The organism is Mesorhizobium sp. M1217, assembly GCF_040318275.1.
GTDB lineage: Bacteria > Pseudomonadota > Alphaproteobacteria > Rhizobiales > Rhizobiaceae > Mesorhizobium.
The window spans coordinates 43,851-62,194 of the sequence record NZ_JAMYMA010000022.1 but is presented as its reverse complement, the minus strand read 5'-3'; the positions used below and the strand labels follow the sequence as shown (position 1 = coordinate 62,194).

Sequence of the window (18,344 nt, the reverse complement as noted above, 5' to 3'; positions counted from 1 at the left end):
CCCGAGAGGAACCGAAATGACCGACAAGAACGCCATTGCCGCCGACCCCAAACATGCCTTCGACCTCAACACCGCTGCCTGGCTCGGCGCCAAGGCGGAAGGCGTCGAGATCGCAACCCTTGCCAACAGCGCCAAGGTTCCAGGCCTGCCCGAAGCCATTCCGGTGCTGCTCAAGCGCGGGACGGTGCCGGGCATCGAAGCTCTCGACCGGCTGTTCGAGCCGTACCGGCAGCATCCTGCCCGCAAGACCGGCCAGGCGGTAGCGCAGACCTTCGAGGCATTCTGCAACTTGACGGTCCGCCACCAGACCGAGCACAGCGCCATCTTCGCCAACATGGATTGGCACAAGCCGACCCTGACGACGATCATCGACTATCACGAGCTTGCCGAAGGCCATCCCAATTTCGGCAAGCACCGGGTGCACTATGCCTTCCCGCTGTCGGAAGAATGGCAGAAATGGGTGGCCGGGGATGGCGCCAAGATGGACCAGGCCGACTTCGCTTGGTTCCTCGAGGATCGCGTCGCCGAGCTGTCGTCGCCAACCGAAGACGAGAAGCTCCAGTACGAGCGCGACTTCGCCACCACGATCGCCACGCCGGCGCAGCTGGTCGAGTTGTCGCGCGGCCTGCAGGTCAATGTCGAGAGCAAGGTCAAGGCCTCGACGACATTGCAGAGCGGCGAAGGCCAGATCGCCTGGGAGGAGACGCATAACGGAGCCGACGGCAAACCGCTGAAGGTGCCGGGCATCTTCATGCTCAACATCGCCCCGTTCTTCATGGGCGAGAAGGTGCGCATCCCGGTGCGCCTGCGCTACCGGCCGGCGGGCGGCAAGGTCGTCTGGTTCTATCAGATCTACCGACCCGACCAGTTCATCACCCAGCATGTCCGCGACGTGCTCGGCGAAGCGCGGGAAAAGACGGGTCTGCCGACCTATGAAGGCACGCCGGAGATGGCGGCGTGAGCAAGCCAAACACCATCATCGCGGCGCGGGAGGCATTGCTTCCCGCGCTCGGCCTCGTCAACAAGGCGGTCGAACGGCGGACCACCATTCCGGTGCTGGCCAACGTCCTGCTCGCGATCGACGCCAAGGCGGGCCGGCTTACCATCACCGGCAGCGACATGGACTGCGAGCTGCGCGCGTCGCTTGCCTGCCAGGCCGGCAAGGACGAGACTTTCACCCTGCCGGCGTCGATCCTGCACGACGCCGTGCGCAAGATGCCGGAGGGCGCGGAGATCGCGCTGCTGGCCGAGAAGGATTTCGCCACGCTGACCGCCGGCCGGTCGCGGTTCAAGATCCAGGTGCTGCCATCGACCGATTTCCCGACGATGAGCGAGGGCACCTTCAGCCACAATTTCGAGCTGGATGCCGGCCTGTTAGAGCGCATGCTCGACACCGTCTCCTTCGCCATATCGAGCGAGGAGACGCGCTACTATCTCAACGGCATCTATTGGCATGCCGGCGAAACGCTCAACGCCGTCGCCACCGATGGCCACAGGCTGGCCAAGTTCACCGCGCCCCTGCCCGAGGGCGCCGCCGGCATGCCGGGCATCATCATCCCGCGCCGGACGGTCGGGCTGATTCGCCAGCTGCTCGGCGACAAAGGCGCCGTCAAGGTCAGCCTGTCGGACACCAAGATCCGCGTCGAGACCGGCAAGGCCGCGCTGCTGTCGAAGCTGATTGACGGCAGCTTCCCCGACTATGTCAGGGTCATCCCGACCGGCAACCAGAACCATTTCACGGTCGAGCGGGAAACACTTGCCGGCGCCGTCGACCGGGTCACCACAGTGTCGATCGAACGCGGCAGCGCGGTGAAGTTCGCCTTCGAGGCCGGCGGCAACCTGGTGCTGACCACCAACAACCCTGACGCCGGCAGCGCCAACGACGAAGTCACGATCGAGCATGGCGAAGGATCAAGCGTCGAGATCGGCTTCAACGGCCGCTACTGCCTCGACCTGCTCAACGCCAGCGAAAGCAAGCGCCTGGTGTTCAGCCTCGGCGACCCAGGCTCGCCGACGCTGATCCAGCCGGAAGATGCCGACGAGACCGGCCTGAAGCCGCTCTTCGTCCTGATGCCAATGAGGGTATGATGATGGCAAACGTGATTGATGACCATCCTCGCGCCGAAGGCGATCCGCGAGACGATCTAGAACTGTTCCTTCGCGATGCTTATGCGGCCGGCTGCAGTGCGGCACAGCAGCGGTCGCTCTATACCGCAATGGAATATGCTGCAAACCATGCGCCGAAGCTGCGCGAGAAAACTAAAGCGCGCGAACGCGAGCTGCTCGAAGCCAACAACCGCTACCAGCAGGAAGCCCGAGACGCCCTTGCAGCGCTTAAGCGAACAGTTGGCGGATTTCAGGATCGCGTCCGGTCTTTCATGCTCGCCTGCTTCGGCGCGGATATCGCCGCCGACGGTATGGAACGCAACCACCGCTTCCTCGAGGAATCGCTCGAGCTGGTCCAGGCGCTCGGCTGCACCGCCAGCGAGGCGCACCAGCTGGTCGACTATGTCTTCGGCCGGCCGATCGGCGACCCGCACCAAGAGACGGGCGGCGTCGAGGTGACGCTTGCGGCGCTCTGCAACGCCCATGGCCTCGACAAAACGCTCGCGGCCGAGAATGAGCTGACCCGCTGCTGGGGCAATGTCGACAAGATCCGCGCCAAGCATGCGGCGAAGCCGAAGCATGGGCCGCTGCCGGAGCACACGTCTGGCATTGATATCCCTCGCCTGCCCGTCGGCACGAATGTCGTGAAGAAGCTGGGTTATCCCTACCCCGGCGAAGTGCGGGCCGCTTTCACGACGATCAGCGGCAACGAGCGTTTCGTCGTCGAGGCGACCGGCATCGAATATTGCGGGATGCTGCACATCTTCAACGGCGACCAGCTTTCGGCCGTGCAAACGGGAGGCCAGGCGGATGCTTGATCTCCCGACCTTCCGCCCGTCGCGCAAATGGTGGCCTGCCGCCCTGTTCGATGAATCGATGCCGCCCGGCCGCGTTCGCGCCGAGGACTGGCTTTCGCCGACCTTGTCCGGCGTCACCATGATCCGCAATGAAGACGATCCGGAAGGCGGTGTCGTCGCCACATTGGAGCCGTGCGAGGTCGTTGAATTCGTCTGGCACGAGGAGCGCGGCTCCGTCGAGATCACTCTGATGCCCGACGGCACCTGGTTGCTGGACGATCCCCGCGACGACAGGACGGTCGACATGTTCCGGCCTGCGGCGCTGCCGGCCGAGCCCGTCGACCTGCCGCCATCCGCCCGCATAGCCGCATCCAACTGGTTCGCCTGGGACGAAGACTACGAAACCTGCATGGACACGATGGACGAATTCGCCAAGGCGCTCGCCGACATGTCCGCCCCGGTCGCCGCCGATGGCGTGCGGATCACCGTCGACATGGGATACTGGTCGCAAGGCGTGAAGTTCCGCGTCTCGGCCGACGGGAAGACACTGGAGGCGCTAAATGGCTGACGCTCCCAAAGACACCGGCGCTTTCGCTGAACGCGCAATTGCAGCCGCCCGCGCCGCCATGCCGCCAGACCTCTTCGAAGCGACTTTGCAACTCTATGAGCAGGGCAGGATCGAGCCGCGCCTGGTCGACGGCGAGTATGGCTGGGGCCTGGTCGATCAGGGAGGCAAGAATGGCTGACGGCACTTCGATCGAGTGGACGCAGCGGCCGGGCACCAAGGGCGCGAGCTGGAACCCGGTTCGGGCGCGCAACCGCGCCACCGGCAAGGTCGGCTGGCACTGCACCCACGATTCCGAAGGCTGCCGCTTTTGTTACGCTGAAGGCTTCAACCTGCGCCTCGGGACCGGCCTGGCCTACAAGCCCGGCCACGAGCGCGACATAGAGGTATTTCTCGACCAAAAGACGCTGCAGGATCCTCTACGCTGGAAAACGCCGCGCACCATCTTCTGCGGCTCGATGACAGACCTGTTTGCGGCTTTTGTCAGCGACGCCCAGCTGGACGATATCTTCGCGATCGCAGCCCTGTCGCCCCACCACACCTTCATCTTCCTCACCAAACGCGCGTCGCGCTTACGCGCCTACATGGCGAATGTCGAGCGCGAAGCCTTTTGGATGAATGCGGTCGCACGACGCCTCGATGCCACCCCGGAATTGATGAAGGTCTGTCATCCGATCCTCGACCGCCGCGCGCCATGGCTGCCTCTGCCGAACGTCTGGCTGGGCGTCTCGGCCGAGGATCAGGCGTCCGCCGACAAGCGAGTGCCCGATCTGCTTGCGACGCCGGCGGGTGTGCGCTTCGTCTCGGCCGAGCCGCTGCTCGGGCCGATCAATCTCGAATCGAAGCTTGGCGGAACGCGCTGGGTCGGCGGTCAACGCGGCTGCGATGGCCGGCACCAGCACGCTGGCGCGGCTGGTGAGATCATCCACGGCATCCTGCACAACGCAGATCCTCGGCAGCTTCATCATCACCACGACGATCGCTGCCAGCGGGGCCTCGACTGGGTAATCGTTGGTGGCGAAAGCGGGCGCCATGCCCGTCCTATGCATCCTGCCTGGGCTCGCGACATAGGCCGGCAGTGTTTCATCAACCGTGTATCTTTCTTTTTCAAGCAATGGGGGGCTTGGGCGCCGACGATGGCGCCGGGCGCCGATGGCCCGACGCATTGGTATTTTCCAAACGGGTCAATCCGACAGATCAAGAACGCCGAGATCTGGCCGCTCGATGGCGCGCCCATTGCGAAACTCGGCAAGAAGGCCGCCGGCCGGCTTCTCGACGGCGTCGAGCACAGTGATTTTCCAAAGGTGTCGGCATGAAAGCGCTGACCATCTGGCAGCCTTGGGCGACGTTGATCATCGCCGGCGTCAAGCCCTACGAGTTTCGCGGCTGGCCCGCGCCTGTGGCGATTCGCGGGCAGCGGATTGCCATCCATGCCGGCGCCCGGCCGGTGAAGAAGGCGGAGATCGCCGACCTGATCATTCGCCTTCGCTCGACCGAGGCCTGGTCGACGGCGCTGAAGCCGGAAGCGCTGGCCATGCTCGAGCGCTGGCATTCCAACCCGTTCGCCCTGCCGCTCGCCTCGATCGTCGGCACGGCCGTGCTCGGACAGCCGCGGCGCGCCTTCGAGATCGTCTCGGAATTCGGCGCCAGGCTGAACGACAGTGACCGTCAGGAGCATAGCAACTGGGCGTGGCCGCTGACCGCGATCGAGCCGCTGGAACCGATCCAGCCCGCCAAGGGCGCGCAAGGCTTCTGGGACTGGAGGCCGGCTTGACCGCCCTTCCCTACCTCTATCGCTGGGATCGTCACGGCCGCAAAGGCCAGCCCTGCCGCCTCAGCGCGCGCAGCCGCGCCGGTACCGCCTCGTTCGCCCTGCCGGGCTTCGGGCTGCCAAGGCCGGCCCGCTTCAACTCGATCCGCGTCGAGTTCGCCGACGGCGCTGCGATGATCACCAGCGGCAACGCCATCAGGAAGGCGAAGCCATGAAGCTGGACGAGCGATTCGTGCCGCGCTTTATGACCGACCAGGAGCTGAGGGCATGGTTCGGCCTCTCCGAGCGCGCGCTCGACCGGCTGCGCGCAACGCGCCATTTTCCGCCCCGCGACCAGCTTGTGAACAAGACCGATCGCCGTTCCGTCGAAGTTTTCTTTGACCGCCGCGCCGGTTTGGACTCTCCTTCCCGTGCCGGCGGCATTCCCGCCGCCGTGGACGGAGAGGAAAATTTTAATGACTGAACAGCGAAAGGACCGGCCGGGCTACAAATACCGGCCGAGGGCGGACGGCAGCCGCGCCCATTACTGGGTGCCGCAGCGGGCTTGCAGGAAGGCGCCGAAGGCGCTCGGCCCGCGGCCGATCACCGATGAAGCGATCGCCCAAGCCATGCTTGAACATCCGGACGTCACAACAGACGATCATGCCATCTCGAAAATCTGCCAGAGCTGGACCGATGAATTGCTCGCCGATCTGGAAGGCCACGGCAAGAGCCCGGAATATGACGGGTCGGTCACGTCGGCGGTCCTGGTCTACAAGACACATCCGCAATCGCCTTATCAGGCGCTGAAGCATTCGACCCGCATCCGCGACTATGATCCATCGTTGAAGCTCATCGTCGACACCGTCGGCAAGCGCCTGGTGCCCAACCTGGTCGGCTCGGATTTCCGCCGCTGGTTCGAACAATGGGGCTCGAAAGGCCGCAGGCGCCGGGCGCATGGCGCCATCCGCAAGCTGCGATCGGTCCTGTCCTTCGGAACGACGGAGCGCCTGGCCGGTTGCGCGCAGGCGCGAGAGATCCTGTCCTTGATGGAGTTCGCCACGCCTGACCCGCGCCGCGTCAAGATGGAATACAGGCACGCGCTCGCCATCTGCGCCAAGGCGATCAGGCTGGAGCGGCCGTCGATCGCGCTGACGCAGGCGCTGCAATGGGACACCGCACTGCGCCGCATCCACATCATCGGCGAATGGCTTCCCCTCGAGGCAGGCGATGCCGGCGGCATCGTGCGTGGCAACACCAAATGGCGCGGCCTGACGGTGGCCGACATCTCCGCCAACAATGTCCTGACGGTGCCCATCACAGCCAAGAACAAGGCGGCGACCGAGCACGATCTCGGCAAATGCCCTTTGGTGCAGATGGTGCTGAAGCGCATCAAGCTGCCCGCGTTTGGGCCGCTGATCGTCTCGGAAGTTACCGGCCTGCCCTATCGGGAAAATTATTATGCCACCAACTTTCGCGAGATCGCCACGGCGGCGAAGGTGCCCGCAAGCGTCTGGTCGATGGACACCCGCGCCGGCGCGATTTCGGAAGCCGAGATCGCCACCGACCTCGAATCGGCCCGCAAGATGGCCGGCCACACCACGACCAAGACGACGCAAGGCTACGTCCGCAACGGCGACCTCGACAACAACCGCAAGGTGGCCGAGGCGCGGGCCAAGCTAAGACAGTGACACGCCAGTGACACGCGTGACACGGCGCATTATTTGGAAAGAGATTTCATCAATGATTTCAAGTGGATGGCTGGAGCGGGTAGCGGGAATCGAACCCGCATATTCAGCTTGGAAGGCTGCTGCTCTACCACTGAGCTATACCCGCGCCTTTCAGTCAAGCATCGGATACGCTCCGACGCTCGCTCTGCGTTTCAGGGCTTCCGGGCCGGCAGTGGTGGAGAGGGTTGGATTTGAACCAACGTAGGCATAGCCAACGGATTTACAGTCCGTCCCCTTTAACCACTCGGGCACCTCTCCAGTCTGCCGCCGGAGCCATGCAACGAGGCATCGACGCGTCGCGGCCGCCAAAGCAGCCCTTCCGCGAAGCGCCTTATGGCGGCAGCGCCCAAAACTGTCAACCACAACAGCCCGGCAAAAAGCGCTGAATTTCGCACCTCGCCTGACAAGCACCTCGTGCAGCTGTATCCACCGCCGGACGACACGGCTATAGAGGCCGCCATGAGCAACGATAACAAATCGAAGACCCCGAAAGATACCCACTACGCCAAGCTGCGCCGAGCGCATCGCGACGAGAAGAGCGGCGGCGCGCCGGCGTTCAGGCCACGCCAGCCGGTGCCGCCCGGCGAGAACGTGGCGGACGGGCTGGTGCGGCTTTACGGGCTGCACACGGTGCGGGCCGCACTCGACAATCCGCGCCGCAAGATCAAGAAAATGCTGGTGACGCGCAACGCTGCCGAGCGGCTGGCAATCGCCGATCTCGGCGCTTTGCCCTTCAAGGCGGAGTTGGTCGAACCCAGGGACATCGACAAGGTCACCGGCTCGGATGCCGTGCACCAGGGCGTGCTGATCGAGGCCGAGCCGCTGAAACCGAAACGCCTCGATGCGCTCGGCGACACCAGGTTGGTGCTGGTGCTCGACCAGATCACCGATCCGCACAATGTCGGCGCGATCCTGCGCTCGGCGGTGGCCTTCGGTGCCGGCGCACTGATCACCACGGCGCGCCACAGCCCGCAGGAATCCGGCGTGCTGGCGAAGTCGGCCTCCGGCGCGCTCGAGCATATCGACCAGATCGAGGTAAAGAACCTCGCCGATGCGCTCGGCCAGCTGCACGATGCCGGATTCCAGACCATCGGTCTCGATTCGGATGGACCGGCGGAGCTTGAAAAGAGTTTTTCCGGCGACAGAATAGCGCTGGTGCTCGGCGCCGAAGGCAAGGGCCTGCGCCAGAAGACGCGCGAGACGGTGACGACGCTGGCCCGGCTCGACATGCCCGGCGCCATCCGCTCGCTCAACGTGTCGAATGCGGCGGCGGTGGCGCTTTATGCGGCGAGGAAGTTTCTAGGTTAGGGAATAGGGGAATAAGGGAGTAGGGGAAAGCATATTCACGGTATTCGCTAACTGCACGTCTCTACTCCCTTATTCTCTCCTATTCCCTACTTCCCTACTTCACATCCCGCCATCCGCTCCAGCGCTCGAACAAGCGCCGAGTGATCCTCCTTGGCCCCGCCATTAGCGGCGCAGGAATTGAACAATTGCTGCGTCGTTGAGGTGTTGGGCAGCGCCACGCCGAGGGCTTTCGCGCCTTCCAGCGCGAGATTGAGATCCTTCTGGTGGAGTTCGATGCGGAAGCCGGGTGCGAAGGTGCGCTTGATCATGCGCTCGCCGTGCACTTCCAGGATGCGCGAGGCGGCCAGCCCGCCCATCAGCGCTTGCCTGACCTTGGCCGGGTCGGCGCCGGCTTTTGAAGCAAAGACAAGCGCTTCGGCGACGGCCTCGATGGTCAGCGCGACGACGATCTGATTGGCGACCTTGGTGGTCTGGCCGACGCCGTTGGGCCCGACCAAAGTGATGTTCTTGCCCATCCTCTCGAAGATGGGCCTGGCGCGTTCGAAGGCTGTTTCCTCGCCGCCGACCATGATGGTCAGCGATGCCGCTTTGGCGCCGACCTCGCCGCCCGACACCGGCGCATCGAGATAGTCGCAGCCGAGATCGTTGACCTTTCTTGCAAAGGCCTTGGTCTCGATCGGCGAGATCGAGCTCATGTCGATGACCAGCTTGCCTCTTTTCAGGCCGGATGCGACGCCGTTTTGGCCGAACAGCACGTCGGCGACCTGCGGTGTGTCGGGAACCATGGTGATGACAATGTCGGCGGCACGGGCGACAGCGTCATGGCCGGTGATGGTCTTTAATCCCCTGGTGACCAGATCCGCCGGCGGTTTCGAGCGGTGGTCGCTGGCGACGAGGTGATAGCCAGCATTGAGCAGATGCCCCGCCATCGGCGCGCCCATAATGCCGAGTCCGATGAAGCCGATGGTTTCCATGTCTTTCTCCGTTTCTTGTTAAGGCGGCGTTCCTGCGCGCCCCCCTCTGGCCTGCCGGCCATCTCCCCACGAGTGGGGAGATCGGCAGTTCGCGCTCCGGCCGTTAAACTTTCCCGACCTCGAAAATTGGCGAAAGCGGCGGTGACATCCAATCTCCCTCCTTGTGGGGGAGATGGCCGGCAGGCCAGAGGGGGGCGCGCAGGAACGCGACGTGCGATACGTAGCGTCTATGCCGCCGCACTCCCCTGCCCGGCCCCGTCCCGAAACCACCCGAGCCCGGCTTCCGTTCCGCCCTTCGGCTTGTACTCCGCCCCGACCCAGCCGGGGTACCCGATCCTGTCGATGTGCTTGTATAAAAAAGGAAAATTGATCTCGCCCGTCCCCGGCTCATGACGGCCAGGATTGTCCGCAAGCTGGATATGCGCGATGCGGTTGAGGTTTGCCTCGATGGTACGGGCGAGATCCCCCTCCATGATCTGCATGTGATAGATGTCGTATTGCAGGAACAGGTTCTTCGAGCCGACGCGGTCGATCAGCGCCAGCGCCTGGTCCGAGTAATTCAGGAAGAAGCCCGGGATATCGCGGGTGTTGATCGGCTCGATCAGCAGCCGGATGCCGGCCTGCTCCAGCTTTTCCGCCGCGAAAGCCAGATTTTCGGCGAAGACGTCTTCCAGCACGGAGCGATCGACGCCCTGCGGCGCGATGCCGGCGAGGCAATTGACCTGCTCGCAACCCAGCGCGTGCGCGTAGGTGACGACCTTGGCAAGGCCTTGCCGGAACTCCGGGATGCGGTCCGGCAGGATCGCGATGCCGCGCTCGCCCTTGGCCCAGTCACCGGCAGGCAGGTTGAACAGGACCTGCGTCAACCCGTTCTGCTTCAACCTTGCCGCAACGACATCCGGCGCATGGTCATAGGGACCGATATACTCGACACCCCTAAAGCCCGCTCGGGCGGCGGCATCGAAGCGGTCGAGGAAGTCGTGCTCGCCAAAGAGCATCGAAAGATTGGCTGAAAACCGTGGCATGGCAGTAATTCCTCATAAAACAGCTAGTCGAGCATGACGATCGCCGTCGGCGCGTCTTCGTGATGCTCGGCAAGCTCCTCGAACTCGGTGATCTTGTCGATTTCGGTGCCCATCGAAACGTTGGTGACGCGCTCGAGGATGAATTCGAGCACAACCGGAACCTGGTGCTCGTTCATCAGGCGCTGCACCTCCTCGAAGGCACCGGCGAATTCCTCCGGCTTGCGCACCCTGACGGCCTTGCAGCCCATCGCCTCGGCGACAGCGACGTGGTCGACGCCGTAGCCAGCTTCGGCATCGCCCTGTCGATTGACGTTCTCGAAGGCCAGGCTGACTTCGAAATCCATCGAAAACCCGCGCTGCGCCTGGCGGATCAGGCCGAGATAGGCATTGTTCACGACGACATGGATGTAGGGCAGTCTGTGCTGCGCGCCGGCTGCCAGTTCCTCGATCATGAACTGGAAATCATAATCGCCGGAAAGTGCGACAATGGTACGGTCCGGATCGGCGGCGCGAACGCCGAGCGCCGCCGGCAATGTCCAGCCGAGCGGCCCGGCCTGGCCGCAATTGATCCAGTTGCGCGGCTTGTAGACATGCAGGAACTGCGCCCCGGCGATCTGCGACAGGCCGATCGTGGTGACGTAGGTGGTGTCGCGGCCGAACGCCTTGTTCATCTCCTCGTAGATGCGCTGCGGCTTCAGCGGCACCTGGTCGAAATGCGTCTTGCGCTTCATCGTCTTCTTGCGCTGCCGGCATTCGCCGGCCCAGCCCGACCAGTCGCGCAATTTCCCGGCCGTCCTCCATTCGGTGGCGACGTCGAGCAGCATTTTAAGCGCCGCACCGGCGTCCGAGACGACGCCAAGGTCCGGCGCGAAGACGCGGCCGATCTGCGTCGGTTCGATATCGACGTGGATGAATTTCTTGCCCTTGGTGTAGACGTCGACCGAACCGGTGTGGCGGTTGGCCCAGCGGTTGCCGATGCCTAATACGAAATCGGCTTCGAGCATCGTCGCATTGCCGTAGCGGTGCGAGGTCTGCAGCCCGCACATGCCAGCCATCAGGCGGTGGTCGTCGGGGATCGCGCCCCAGCCCATCAGCGTCGGAATGACAGGCACGCCGGTGACTTCGGCGAATTCGATCAACAGGTCCGACGCATCGGCGTTGATGATGCCGCCACCGGCGACGATCAGCGGCTTGTCGGCCGCATTGAGCATTTTCAGGGCCTTCTCCGCCTGAGCGCGCGACATTGCCGGCTTGAACGGCACCAGCGGCTCATAAGCATCGATGTCGAACTCGATCTCAGCCAGTTGCACATCGACCGGCAGATCAACGAGAACCGGCCCCGGCCGCGACGAGCGCATCAGATGGAACGCCTTCTGCAACGCCATCGGCACCAGATAAGGTTCCATGACGGTAACAGCCCATTTGGCGACGGGCGCGGCGATGGCGGCGATGTCGACAGCCTGGAAATCCTCTTTGTTGAGGCGAGCCCGCGGCGCCTGCCCCGTGATGCAGAGGATCGGGATGGAATCGGCAGCGGCCGAATAGAGGCCGGTGATCATGTCGGTGCCGGCGGGACCCGAAGTGCCGATGCACAGACCGATATTGCCCGATCTGGCGCGGGTAAATCCTTCGGCCATATGCGAAGCCGCCTCGACGTGCCGCGCAAGGATGTGGCGGATACTGCCCCTCGCCTTCAGCGCCGAATAAAGCGGGTTGATCGCAGCACCCGGCACGCCGAAGGCACAGGAAATGCCTTCCTTTTCGAGGACGAGAACCGCTGCGTCGACTGCGCGCATCTTGGCCATGTCAGCCTCCACGGAATTGTTGATGGCCGATGATGCCAGTGCGCCGACTATTTTTCAATTTTTTCAGAATATTTTTTCATTTCTAGAGAGCGGCTCTTGTGAATTGAATTGATTGGCCTTTCTGTTTTCCATGAATTCGCTTCGCAAATCGATGAAAAACTTTTTCATTGCTTGCTTGGGCGAACAGGGGAAGAATGGATCCATGGAAACCACCGAAAAACGCCAGCGCGGCCGGCCGCGCGCCTTCAACGGACCGTCCGAGGCCGCTTCGGTGCAGTCGCTGGACCGGGCGCTTCGCATCCTGGCAATCGTGGCCGACGGCAGTGGCCTGTCGCTGAGCGAGATCGCCGCCAGCTCCAGTCTGCCGGCATCCACCGCCTACCGCATGCTGACGACGCTGGAGAACCATGGCATGGTCGAGTTCGACGGCACCGACCAGCTGTGGTCGATCGGCGTCGAGACCTATCGCATGGGCGCGGCGTTCCTGCGCCGCCGCAAGCTGGTCGATCGCGCCCGCATCGTCATGCAGGAATTGATGGAGAAGACCGGCGAGACCGCCAATCTCGGTGTCGCCGAGGACGATTGCGTCGTCTTCGTCAGCCAGGTCGAGACGCACCAGGCGATCCGCGCCTTCTTCCCGCCGGGCACGCGCAGTTCTTTCCACGCCTCGGGCATCGGCAAGGCGGTGCTGGCGCATCTCGAGCCGGAGCGCGTCGCCACTATCCTGCGCCGGGCCGGGCTGGAGCGCTTCACTGAAAACACGCTGTCCGACATCTCGGCTCTCGCCCGCGACCTGGTGACGATCAAGCTGCGCGGCTGGTCAGTAGACGACGAGGAGCGGCATCCGGGCATGCGCTGCGTTGCCGCCGCCATCTTCAACGAGTTCGGCGAGCCGATTGGCGGCGTTTCAGTCTCCGGGCCGACGGTGCGGGTCACGCCGGAACGGCTGGCCGAGATCGGCCCGTTGCTGCGCGATGCAGCTGCGGAGGTGACGAGGATGATCGGCGGCCTGCCGACCCCTCCCGGCCTTGGCAGCGAACCGAGCGCATGGCAGCGCTGACCAGCGCCGAATGGTGCGACATCTGCCAGGATGGCCAGAGCTAGGCCCCGGGCACCGCGCTCTTGGTCGATAGGTCGTAGAAATCAAGCAGCATCGCCAGCCCAACTCCGCAGGCGGTGAAGATGAGGCCGGCAATGAAGATGCGATTGGCGCGTTCATAAACGCGCCGTTGTAGACACGTTATGTCGAGCAGCAACCGCAGCGCTCGTATCTGCAGGGCAATGCCGATCAAAATCGGCACGACGGCGGCCAGGTGATAGATTTCCCATGGTATCGGGTTGGCGGCCCAATGCGTGATGAAGCCCAGCGAGAACGCCAGCAGGATGCCGACGGTGGTGATTGTGCCGTTGCGGAAAATCGTCTCGATCGGCTCTTCGTTCGGATCGTGCTCGCCCAAGCGCCCTCTCCCTGTTTCGGCTCGGCAGTAGATTGCTGTTCGGCTTGTAGATTAGGCTGCTGGGAAACCCCTGTACATCGGCAAGAGCCGAACGGCGGGATAAGGCAGTTTTCAGTGTTGGCGATTGGCGAAAGCCGTGCGGCAATCCAATCTCCCCCCTTGCGGGGGAGATGTCCGGCAGGACAGAGGGGGGTGCGAAGGATCGCCGACGTCGATGTTCAGCCACTCCAACTGGGAATTGGCGTAGGCTTGACTGTCATCTATTGACAAGTAGTGCGGGGCAGCACCCCCCTCTGCCCTGCCGGGCATCTCCCCCGCAAGGGGGGAGATTGGCAGTTTCGTCGACGGCGCCCAATTCAAAAATGATGAGCTAGGCCGACATTGGCAGTCGACCATTCGAATAGGAACTCAGACATACAGAAAAAGGGGCGGTGGGATGCCCCTTCTTCCGGTTGCCTGAAACGGTCACCTCCTCTCAAAGCGGGCGGTAGTGGCTCTCAAAGGTGGCAGCGATGGCGATAACCGTCGTACCCGACATAGGTGTCCGAGTACGGGTCGTAGCTCTGGTAGCGATTGAGGCAGCGCCGGACATGCCAGGAGCCGCCGTCTTCCTCGATATAGACGGTGCGCGGCTGGGCGAGCGCGCTGCCGAGCAGGAAGCCGCCGACACCTGCAGCAATGCCGATGCCGAGGTGCTTGTTGTAGTGCTTGTGATGGGCGGCCGAAGGCTGAACCGTACCAACCAGCATGGCGGCGGCGACGGTGGTGGCGACGAGGCCGGAAACGATGGTGCGTTTGAACATGACGATCTCCTTGTTGTGAGAGGCGACCCACCGCCTCTTGACCGTCAGTCGTCGCAACAAGGAAAAAGGTTCGAAGATCTTTTTGGATTTTTTCTCGAAGGGAGAAATCGCCCGGCCTGATGCGTCGGCCGCGACCACGAACAGTCGCCGGTCGACAGTTCACCGGAACAATCGGCAGACCTCAGCCCATGCCGGTGATATGGCGAAGCCAGAAGGCGAGCGCGATGAAGCCGATGATGGTGGTGGACGCCGGTCCAGTCGATATTGGCGCGCTTCAGATCCCTGACGAGCTTCACCAGGAGAACCCAGGCCACGACGACGAGCGGGAGAATGATGACAAACCTGATCATGCGACAGCCTCGCTGATGCGATTGCACCTTCGGTCAATATAGGAAGCGAATTGGCCGTTTTCAGGACGCCCTGGCGGCAGAACCGGCGCGGTCGCGGCAGCCGAAAACGGAGTTTTGTCTTTACTGGCGCAGCAAATATGCTAACCCGAGCGCCGTGCCCTTGTAGCTCAGCTGGTAGAGCAGCGGTTTTGTAAACCGAAGGTCGGCGGTTCGATTCCGTCCGGGGGCACCAGTGCGGGCTTCTTGAGACCTCCGGGGCGCTTGATATCTGCTCGTCCCCGATATCCACAGGCCGGGGCCGTCAGATCGGTAGCACATCAGCTTCAACGCATATATTCCCTAGCGGAAACCATAGTTCCCTAGCGGAAAACCTAGGAGTCTTCGTTGGAGCAGAAACGCACGACCGCCCCCTTCATCAACGGTATGTTTGGCGGCCTTATCGTCTTCGCCTTCGCGCTTGGTTTCCGTTTCCTGATAAGTCCCGATCCCGATCCAGCATCAAGAGCAACGACAAGCCTTTCCGTACTGGCCTTTGCGATTTGTTTCGGCGCGGCTTTCCTCCGCGAGCATCGACGCCAGATTGCCGCCGCCAGAGAATATCTAAGCCGCCCAAGATCGTACTAGGGGCGTACGTGTCGGGACCGTCCTCGTCGGGTCACCAGAAACTTCCGTGAAATTGCTGGCAAAATCTGTCGCCAGACAACGAGCTAGCATCTCATATCTGGAAACGCTGAGCCCGGGCGTGTCTTCGCCGTTGCAGAGCCGTCATTTCGGCCCGCTCTCCCGGCCTCGGCCATCTCGTACCATTCGATTAAATTGCTCCTGTGTATATTAGCACTCGCTCAATTAAGCGCGCCGACAATGTCGGTGCGGCGGGCCAAAAACCAAAGGGTGTTGTCATGCGAAGCGATTTCGCCGCGGCGCGCGAGCTTTTGGAGTGCGCACAAAACCGCCTCTGCGGCGCGGATGAAACGAGCCGGCGCGTCAACGAGGCCCTCGACGCGCTGATTGAAGAAATAGCCATCGCAGAATTCCGCAAGGCGCCGCTGACGGTCGTGCCGTTTCCGCGAGCGCGGCCTCCAAAGCATGTTCGGTAGGGCGTCGCGCCTGTGTTAACAGAACGTCGGCGCCTGTAGGCGTTGAAGCACCATGCCTTCAACCGTATAGTTGGCGGCGCTGATGCTATGAACCCACGAGCTGATCCATGTCACGCTGTGGAGATGTCTACGAGAACAAGGTGACCGGCGAATATGCTGTCATCCTGCGTGGCACGGAAGACCGCGGAGATGGGCCAGGCATCGCCCATCTGACCGCTCGGCCGGGAGCCGCAGTGGTGGGCGAGCACTTCCACCCGAACCTGACGGAACGGTTTACCGTCCTCGGCGGCCGGCTCGATGCTTGCATCGCCGGGAAGACTTTGTCTCTGGGGCCTGGCCAATCCGCCGCGATCGAAGCAGGCGTCGCACATGATTGGTGGAACAGCAGGAAAACCGAAGAAGCGCATGTCCTGGTCGAAGTCGACCGGGCGCCGGGTGCGGACGATATCGACCCGAACCGTTTCGAGCTGCTGATTGGCATGCTCTTCGGCCTGGCCAATGCCGGCAAGGTGGACAAAAAAGGCAGGCCTTCGCCGCTTCAGGCGGCGGTCATCGCCAGGGAATTTGCCGACGTTATCGTCTTCACGCACCCGCCACCTGCGATTCAGCGAGTGGCGCTGGGGATCCTGGCGCCACTCGGCCATCTGCTCGGCTATCGCGCGATCGACCCCGGCTATTGCAAGCCGCACGGGCACGTCACGCCGGCGCCCGAAGCCCTCGCTCGGGCAGGTCTTTCGGCTGGGTGACTGCAGTCAAACCCCAATCGCCACCACCAATATCCTATTCTGCCGCCGTATCGCAGTGCGCAGTTCGGCCATCCTCGCCTCCTCGCGCTTCACGAACTCGATGAACATCATGTTCATGTTGTTGAAGATGAGTTCGCCCAGCGCCGTCCCGTCGATGTCGCGGCGCACCAGGCCGAGCGCCTGCAGGCGGGCGATCAGCGCACGGATCTGCTCGGTCAGTGCCCGATCGAGCGCGGTATAGGCCTGGCCGAACGGGCTGTCGGGCAGTTGCGTCGAGATCGCCATCGCCTGTCGCCACATCTCCTTGCTGAGATAATGCAGCGAATGCTCGATATAGATGCCGAGCAGTGTGTCCAGCGCGTCGCCGACATTGGCCGGCGGGTTGGCCACCACGCCGCGCCCGGCATTGAGCACTTCGTTGACCTCCATCGAAACGATGGCGCCGAGGATGTCGCCCTTGTTCTGGTAATAATTGTAGATCGTGCCGACCGAGACTTCAGCCTGCGCGGCAATCGTCTCGATCTTGGCGCCTTCATAACCGGCATCGCGGAAAAGCGCCGCCGCCGCCTCGATGATGCGGCGGTGCCGATCCGCCTTCTGCCTTGCCCGCAATCCGCTCATAGCGGCTGTTTGCCACAAAAACAGAATTGACTCAATTTTAGAATTGGTTCAATTTTTTGCCACAAGCCAAAAAAGGCAAGGGAGAACACTCGATGTCCATCAATCCAAAGACCCCCAATCCAACTACCAGGAATACGATTTCGGTTCTGAAGAGCCATCTCCACAGCGCATGTGCCGCGGCGGCACTGCTGCTGGCGACGGGCAGCCTCGCTCAGGCGCAGGACCTCAACGCGCTGATCTGGTGCGATCACGCCGATCCGGCGCTGTTGCAGCCTTTCGAGGAGGCCAACGGCGTCAGGGTCAATGTCAAGGAGTTCGAAGGCACCGGCGCTGGCCTGGCGATCGTCGAACAATCGCAGCCCGGCGATTGGGACGTGATGGTGATCGACAGCATCGACATACCGCGCGGCGTCGAAAAAGGCCTGTTCGAGCCACTGCCGGAAGACAAGCTGCCGCTGGCCGACCTGTTTCCGCAGGTGAAGATGGATAGCTCCACCGTGGTCGACGGCAAGCGCTACGGCATCACCGAAAAGTTCGGGTACAACACGATCGGCTACAACAAGACCAAAGTCGACCCGGCCGACATGCAGTCGATGGCGGCGCTGACCGGCGATAAATACAAAGGCAAGATCGCCATCTACGACTATTACCTGCCGGTCATCGGCATGGCCGCCCTGGCGATCGGCAAGAAGACGGCGGAACTGACCGAAGCCGACCTTCCCGCCATCAAGGAACAGCTGCTCAAAATGAAGGCCAATGCCAAGCTGGTCGGCGAAGTGACCGCCAGCCAGACAGCGCTGGCGACCGGCGAGGTCGACATACTGGTCGGAGGTGGCGAATGGGTGACGGCGGGGCTGGCCAAGGAAAACCCGGCGCTCGACTTCTCGATCCCGAAGGAAGGCGCCGTGCTGTGGTCGCAGTCGCTGGCAATGTTCAAGGATTCCAAGAACAAGAACCTGGCACTTAAATTCATCCAGTACATTATGAGCCCCGAAGGCCAGGCGCGGCTCGCCACCTCGTCCTGCTATTGGGGCATGCCGGCCAACACCAAAGCGGCGCTGAGCGACGAGCAGAAGAAGATCCTGCGCTTCGACGAGCAGCCGGAGTTCCTCGCCCGCGCCCAGTCCTATCCGGCGCCGAACGCCGATCTCGACAAGAAGATGCAGGACGTCTGGACCGAAATGCTGCAGGCGCAATGACCGGCTGCCGG

General features: G+C 62.8%; 23 protein-coding genes and 3 tRNA genes. 18 read left to right on the top strand and 8 right to left on the bottom strand.

Annotated elements, in window-relative coordinates; translation table 11 throughout:
- Nucleotides 1-16 precede the first annotated feature (16 nt).
- Genes NKH37_RS28840 through NKH37_RS28795 form a run of 10 tightly spaced genes read left to right on the top strand, consistent with a single transcriptional unit; the run spans nt 17 to nt 6,909 of the window.
- Nucleotides 17-961 carry a DUF2303 family protein gene (locus NKH37_RS28840; RefSeq protein ID WP_353042019.1) on the top strand — a complete coding sequence of 315 codons (945 nt, stop codon included), beginning with the start codon at nt 17-19 and terminating at the stop codon, nt 959-961.
- Complete coding sequence (gene dnaN, locus NKH37_RS28835; protein WP_353042017.1) at nt 958-2,088, top strand: DNA polymerase III subunit beta; 1,131 nt, start codon at nt 958-960, stop codon at nt 2,086-2,088. The genes NKH37_RS28840 and dnaN overlap by 4 nt, the downstream gene beginning before the upstream one ends.
- A gap of 2 nt (nt 2,089-2,090) precedes the next feature.
- On the top strand, nt 2,091-2,924 hold the full coding sequence (locus NKH37_RS28830; RefSeq protein ID WP_353042015.1) for a hypothetical protein: 834 nt from the start codon (nt 2,091-2,093) through the stop codon (nt 2,922-2,924).
- Nucleotides 2,917-3,471, top strand: coding sequence for a hypothetical protein (locus NKH37_RS28825; RefSeq protein WP_353042013.1), 555 nt, complete (start codon nt 2,917-2,919; stop codon nt 3,469-3,471). The genes NKH37_RS28830 and NKH37_RS28825 overlap by 8 nt, the downstream gene beginning before the upstream one ends.
- A complete protein-coding gene (locus tag NKH37_RS28820) occupies nt 3,464-3,649 on the top strand; it encodes a hypothetical protein (RefSeq protein ID WP_353042011.1) in 186 nt (61 codons plus the stop codon). The genes NKH37_RS28825 and NKH37_RS28820 overlap by 8 nt, the downstream gene beginning before the upstream one ends.
- Complete coding sequence (locus tag NKH37_RS28815; protein WP_353042009.1) at nt 3,642-4,784, top strand: DUF5131 family protein; 1,143 nt, start codon at nt 3,642-3,644, stop codon at nt 4,782-4,784. Before NKH37_RS28820 ends, NKH37_RS28815 begins: the two co-directional genes overlap by 8 nt.
- On the top strand, nt 4,781-5,242 hold the full coding sequence (locus tag NKH37_RS28810; RefSeq protein ID WP_353042007.1) for an ASCH domain-containing protein: 462 nt from the start codon (nt 4,781-4,783) through the stop codon (nt 5,240-5,242). The genes NKH37_RS28815 and NKH37_RS28810 overlap by 4 nt, the downstream gene beginning before the upstream one ends.
- Nucleotides 5,239-5,454, top strand: a complete 216-nt coding sequence (locus NKH37_RS28805) for a hypothetical protein (protein WP_353042005.1) — start codon at nt 5,239-5,241, stop codon at nt 5,452-5,454. The genes NKH37_RS28810 and NKH37_RS28805 overlap by 4 nt, the downstream gene beginning before the upstream one ends.
- Complete coding sequence (locus NKH37_RS28800) at nt 5,451-5,702, top strand: hypothetical protein (protein ID WP_352974493.1); 252 nt, start codon at nt 5,451-5,453, stop codon at nt 5,700-5,702. The genes NKH37_RS28805 and NKH37_RS28800 overlap by 4 nt, the downstream gene beginning before the upstream one ends.
- Complete coding sequence (locus NKH37_RS28795) at nt 5,695-6,909, top strand: hypothetical protein (protein WP_353042003.1); 1,215 nt, start codon at nt 5,695-5,697, stop codon at nt 6,907-6,909. Before NKH37_RS28800 ends, NKH37_RS28795 begins: the two co-directional genes overlap by 8 nt.
- Before the next feature lie 71 nt (nt 6,910-6,980).
- Here the strand turns inward: NKH37_RS28795 and NKH37_RS28790 are convergent.
- Together NKH37_RS28790 and NKH37_RS28785 are read right to left on the bottom strand one after the other, a co-directional pair.
- Nucleotides 6,981-7,054: transfer RNA gene (locus tag NKH37_RS28790), tRNA-Gly, on the bottom strand.
- Nucleotides 7,055-7,121: 67 nt separating this feature from the next.
- A tRNA-Tyr gene (locus NKH37_RS28785) sits at nt 7,122-7,206 on the bottom strand.
- Between the two features lie 201 nt (nt 7,207-7,407).
- On the opposite strand from NKH37_RS28785, the gene NKH37_RS28780 reads away from it, so the two are divergent.
- The gene (locus NKH37_RS28780; RefSeq protein ID WP_353006487.1) at nt 7,408-8,256 is read left to right on the top strand and encodes a TrmH family RNA methyltransferase; all 849 of its coding nucleotides are present in this window, start codon (nt 7,408-7,410) and stop codon (nt 8,254-8,256) included.
- An 86-nt stretch (nt 8,257-8,342) separates the two neighbouring features.
- Here the strand turns inward: NKH37_RS28780 and NKH37_RS28775 are convergent, their stop codons facing one another.
- From NKH37_RS28775 to gcl, 3 genes are all read right to left on the bottom strand, one after another.
- On the bottom strand, nt 8,343-9,230 hold the full coding sequence (locus NKH37_RS28775; protein WP_352484573.1) for a 2-hydroxy-3-oxopropionate reductase: 888 nt from the start codon (nt 9,228-9,230) through the stop codon (nt 8,343-8,345).
- A 227-nt stretch (nt 9,231-9,457) separates the two neighbouring features.
- On the bottom strand, nt 9,458-10,255 hold the full coding sequence (gene hyi, locus NKH37_RS28770) for a hydroxypyruvate isomerase (RefSeq protein WP_353006490.1): 798 nt from the start codon (nt 10,253-10,255) through the stop codon (nt 9,458-9,460).
- A gap of 23 nt (nt 10,256-10,278) precedes the next feature.
- Nucleotides 10,279-12,060 (bottom strand): glyoxylate carboligase, encoded by a 1,782-nt coding sequence (gene gcl / locus NKH37_RS28765; protein WP_353006492.1) that lies wholly within the window; start codon nt 12,058-12,060, stop codon nt 10,279-10,281.
- A 202-nt stretch (nt 12,061-12,262) separates the two neighbouring features.
- Here gcl and bhcR point away from each other — a divergent pair, with 202 nt between their 5' ends.
- Nucleotides 12,263-13,120 (top strand): HTH-type transcriptional regulator BhcR, encoded by an 858-nt coding sequence (gene bhcR / locus NKH37_RS28760; protein WP_353006495.1) that lies wholly within the window; start codon nt 12,263-12,265, stop codon nt 13,118-13,120.
- A gap of 40 nt (nt 13,121-13,160) precedes the next feature.
- Here bhcR and NKH37_RS28755 read toward each other — a convergent pair whose 3' ends face one another.
- A complete protein-coding gene (locus NKH37_RS28755) occupies nt 13,161-13,517 on the bottom strand; it encodes a hypothetical protein (protein ID WP_023717507.1) in 357 nt (118 codons plus the stop codon).
- 497 nt (nt 13,518-14,014) lie between these two features.
- A complete protein-coding gene (locus NKH37_RS28750) occupies nt 14,015-14,458 on the bottom strand; it encodes a BA14K family protein (protein WP_245278519.1) in 444 nt (147 codons plus the stop codon).
- Nucleotides 14,459-14,544: 86 nt separating this feature from the next.
- On the opposite strand from NKH37_RS28750, the gene NKH37_RS28745 reads away from it, so the two are divergent.
- The 5 genes from NKH37_RS28745 (at nt 14,545) to NKH37_RS28725 (ending at nt 16,513) form a co-directional block, all read left to right on the top strand.
- Nucleotides 14,545-14,712, top strand: coding sequence for a hypothetical protein (locus tag NKH37_RS28745; protein ID WP_353006545.1), 168 nt, complete (start codon nt 14,545-14,547; stop codon nt 14,710-14,712).
- Nucleotides 14,713-14,826: 114 nt separating this feature from the next.
- A tRNA-Thr gene (locus NKH37_RS28740) sits at nt 14,827-14,902 on the top strand.
- Nucleotides 14,903-15,054: 152 nt separating this feature from the next.
- Nucleotides 15,055-15,294, top strand: coding sequence for a hypothetical protein (locus NKH37_RS28735; protein WP_031193539.1), 240 nt, complete (start codon nt 15,055-15,057; stop codon nt 15,292-15,294).
- A gap of 275 nt (nt 15,295-15,569) precedes the next feature.
- On the top strand, nt 15,570-15,767 hold the full coding sequence (locus tag NKH37_RS28730) for a hypothetical protein (protein ID WP_084641813.1): 198 nt from the start codon (nt 15,570-15,572) through the stop codon (nt 15,765-15,767).
- A 107-nt stretch (nt 15,768-15,874) separates the two neighbouring features.
- The gene (locus tag NKH37_RS28725; protein ID WP_353006498.1) at nt 15,875-16,513 is read left to right on the top strand and encodes a cupin domain-containing protein; all 639 of its coding nucleotides are present in this window, start codon (nt 15,875-15,877) and stop codon (nt 16,511-16,513) included.
- A 6-nt stretch (nt 16,514-16,519) separates the two neighbouring features.
- On the opposite strand, the gene NKH37_RS28720 is transcribed toward NKH37_RS28725, so the two are convergent.
- Nucleotides 16,520-17,134 (bottom strand): TetR/AcrR family transcriptional regulator, encoded by a 615-nt coding sequence (locus NKH37_RS28720; RefSeq protein WP_352817993.1) that lies wholly within the window; start codon nt 17,132-17,134, stop codon nt 16,520-16,522.
- A 92-nt stretch (nt 17,135-17,226) separates the two neighbouring features.
- On the opposite strand from NKH37_RS28720, the gene NKH37_RS28715 reads away from it, so the two are divergent.
- Nucleotides 17,227-18,333 carry a polyamine ABC transporter substrate-binding protein gene (locus NKH37_RS28715; protein ID WP_352643518.1) on the top strand — a complete coding sequence of 369 codons (1,107 nt, stop codon included), beginning with the start codon at nt 17,227-17,229 and terminating at the stop codon, nt 18,331-18,333.
- The last annotated feature ends 11 nt before the right edge of the window (nt 18,334-18,344 follow it).

Coding starts and splice junctions, on each gene's coding strand:
- NKH37_RS28840 (WP_353042019.1), top strand. CDS start 17: ATGACCGACAAGAACGCCATTGCCGCCGACCCCAAACATGCCTTCGAC.
- hyi (WP_353006490.1), bottom strand. CDS start 10,255: ATGCCACGGTTTTCAGCCAATCTTTCGATGCTCTTTGGCGAGCACGAC.
- NKH37_RS28825 (WP_353042013.1), top strand. CDS start 2,917: ATGCTTGATCTCCCGACCTTCCGCCCGTCGCGCAAATGGTGGCCTGCC.
- gcl (WP_353006492.1), bottom strand. CDS start 12,060: ATGGCCAAGATGCGCGCAGTCGACGCAGCGGTTCTCGTCCTCGAAAAG.
- NKH37_RS28775 (WP_352484573.1), bottom strand. CDS start 9,230: ATGGAAACCATCGGCTTCATCGGACTCGGCATTATGGGCGCGCCGATG.
- NKH37_RS28780 (WP_353006487.1), top strand. CDS start 7,408: ATGAGCAACGATAACAAATCGAAGACCCCGAAAGATACCCACTACGCC.
- NKH37_RS28720 (WP_352817993.1), bottom strand. CDS start 17,134: ATGAGCGGATTGCGGGCAAGGCAGAAGGCGGATCGGCACCGCCGCATC.
- NKH37_RS28795 (WP_353042003.1), top strand. CDS start 5,695: ATGACTGAACAGCGAAAGGACCGGCCGGGCTACAAATACCGGCCGAGG.
- NKH37_RS28810 (WP_353042007.1), top strand. CDS start 4,781: ATGAAAGCGCTGACCATCTGGCAGCCTTGGGCGACGTTGATCATCGCC.
- NKH37_RS28830 (WP_353042015.1), top strand. CDS start 2,091: ATGGCAAACGTGATTGATGACCATCCTCGCGCCGAAGGCGATCCGCGA.
- NKH37_RS28730 (WP_084641813.1), top strand. CDS start 15,570: ATGCGAAGCGATTTCGCCGCGGCGCGCGAGCTTTTGGAGTGCGCACAA.
- bhcR (WP_353006495.1), top strand. CDS start 12,263: ATGGAAACCACCGAAAAACGCCAGCGCGGCCGGCCGCGCGCCTTCAAC.
- NKH37_RS28820 (WP_353042011.1), top strand. CDS start 3,464: ATGGCTGACGCTCCCAAAGACACCGGCGCTTTCGCTGAACGCGCAATT.
- NKH37_RS28800 (WP_352974493.1), top strand. CDS start 5,451: ATGAAGCTGGACGAGCGATTCGTGCCGCGCTTTATGACCGACCAGGAG.
- NKH37_RS28725 (WP_353006498.1), top strand. CDS start 15,875: ATGTCACGCTGTGGAGATGTCTACGAGAACAAGGTGACCGGCGAATAT.
- NKH37_RS28815 (WP_353042009.1), top strand. CDS start 3,642: ATGGCTGACGGCACTTCGATCGAGTGGACGCAGCGGCCGGGCACCAAG.
- NKH37_RS28745 (WP_353006545.1), top strand. CDS start 14,545: ATGAAGCCGATGATGGTGGTGGACGCCGGTCCAGTCGATATTGGCGCG.
- NKH37_RS28715 (WP_352643518.1), top strand. CDS start 17,227: ATGTCCATCAATCCAAAGACCCCCAATCCAACTACCAGGAATACGATT.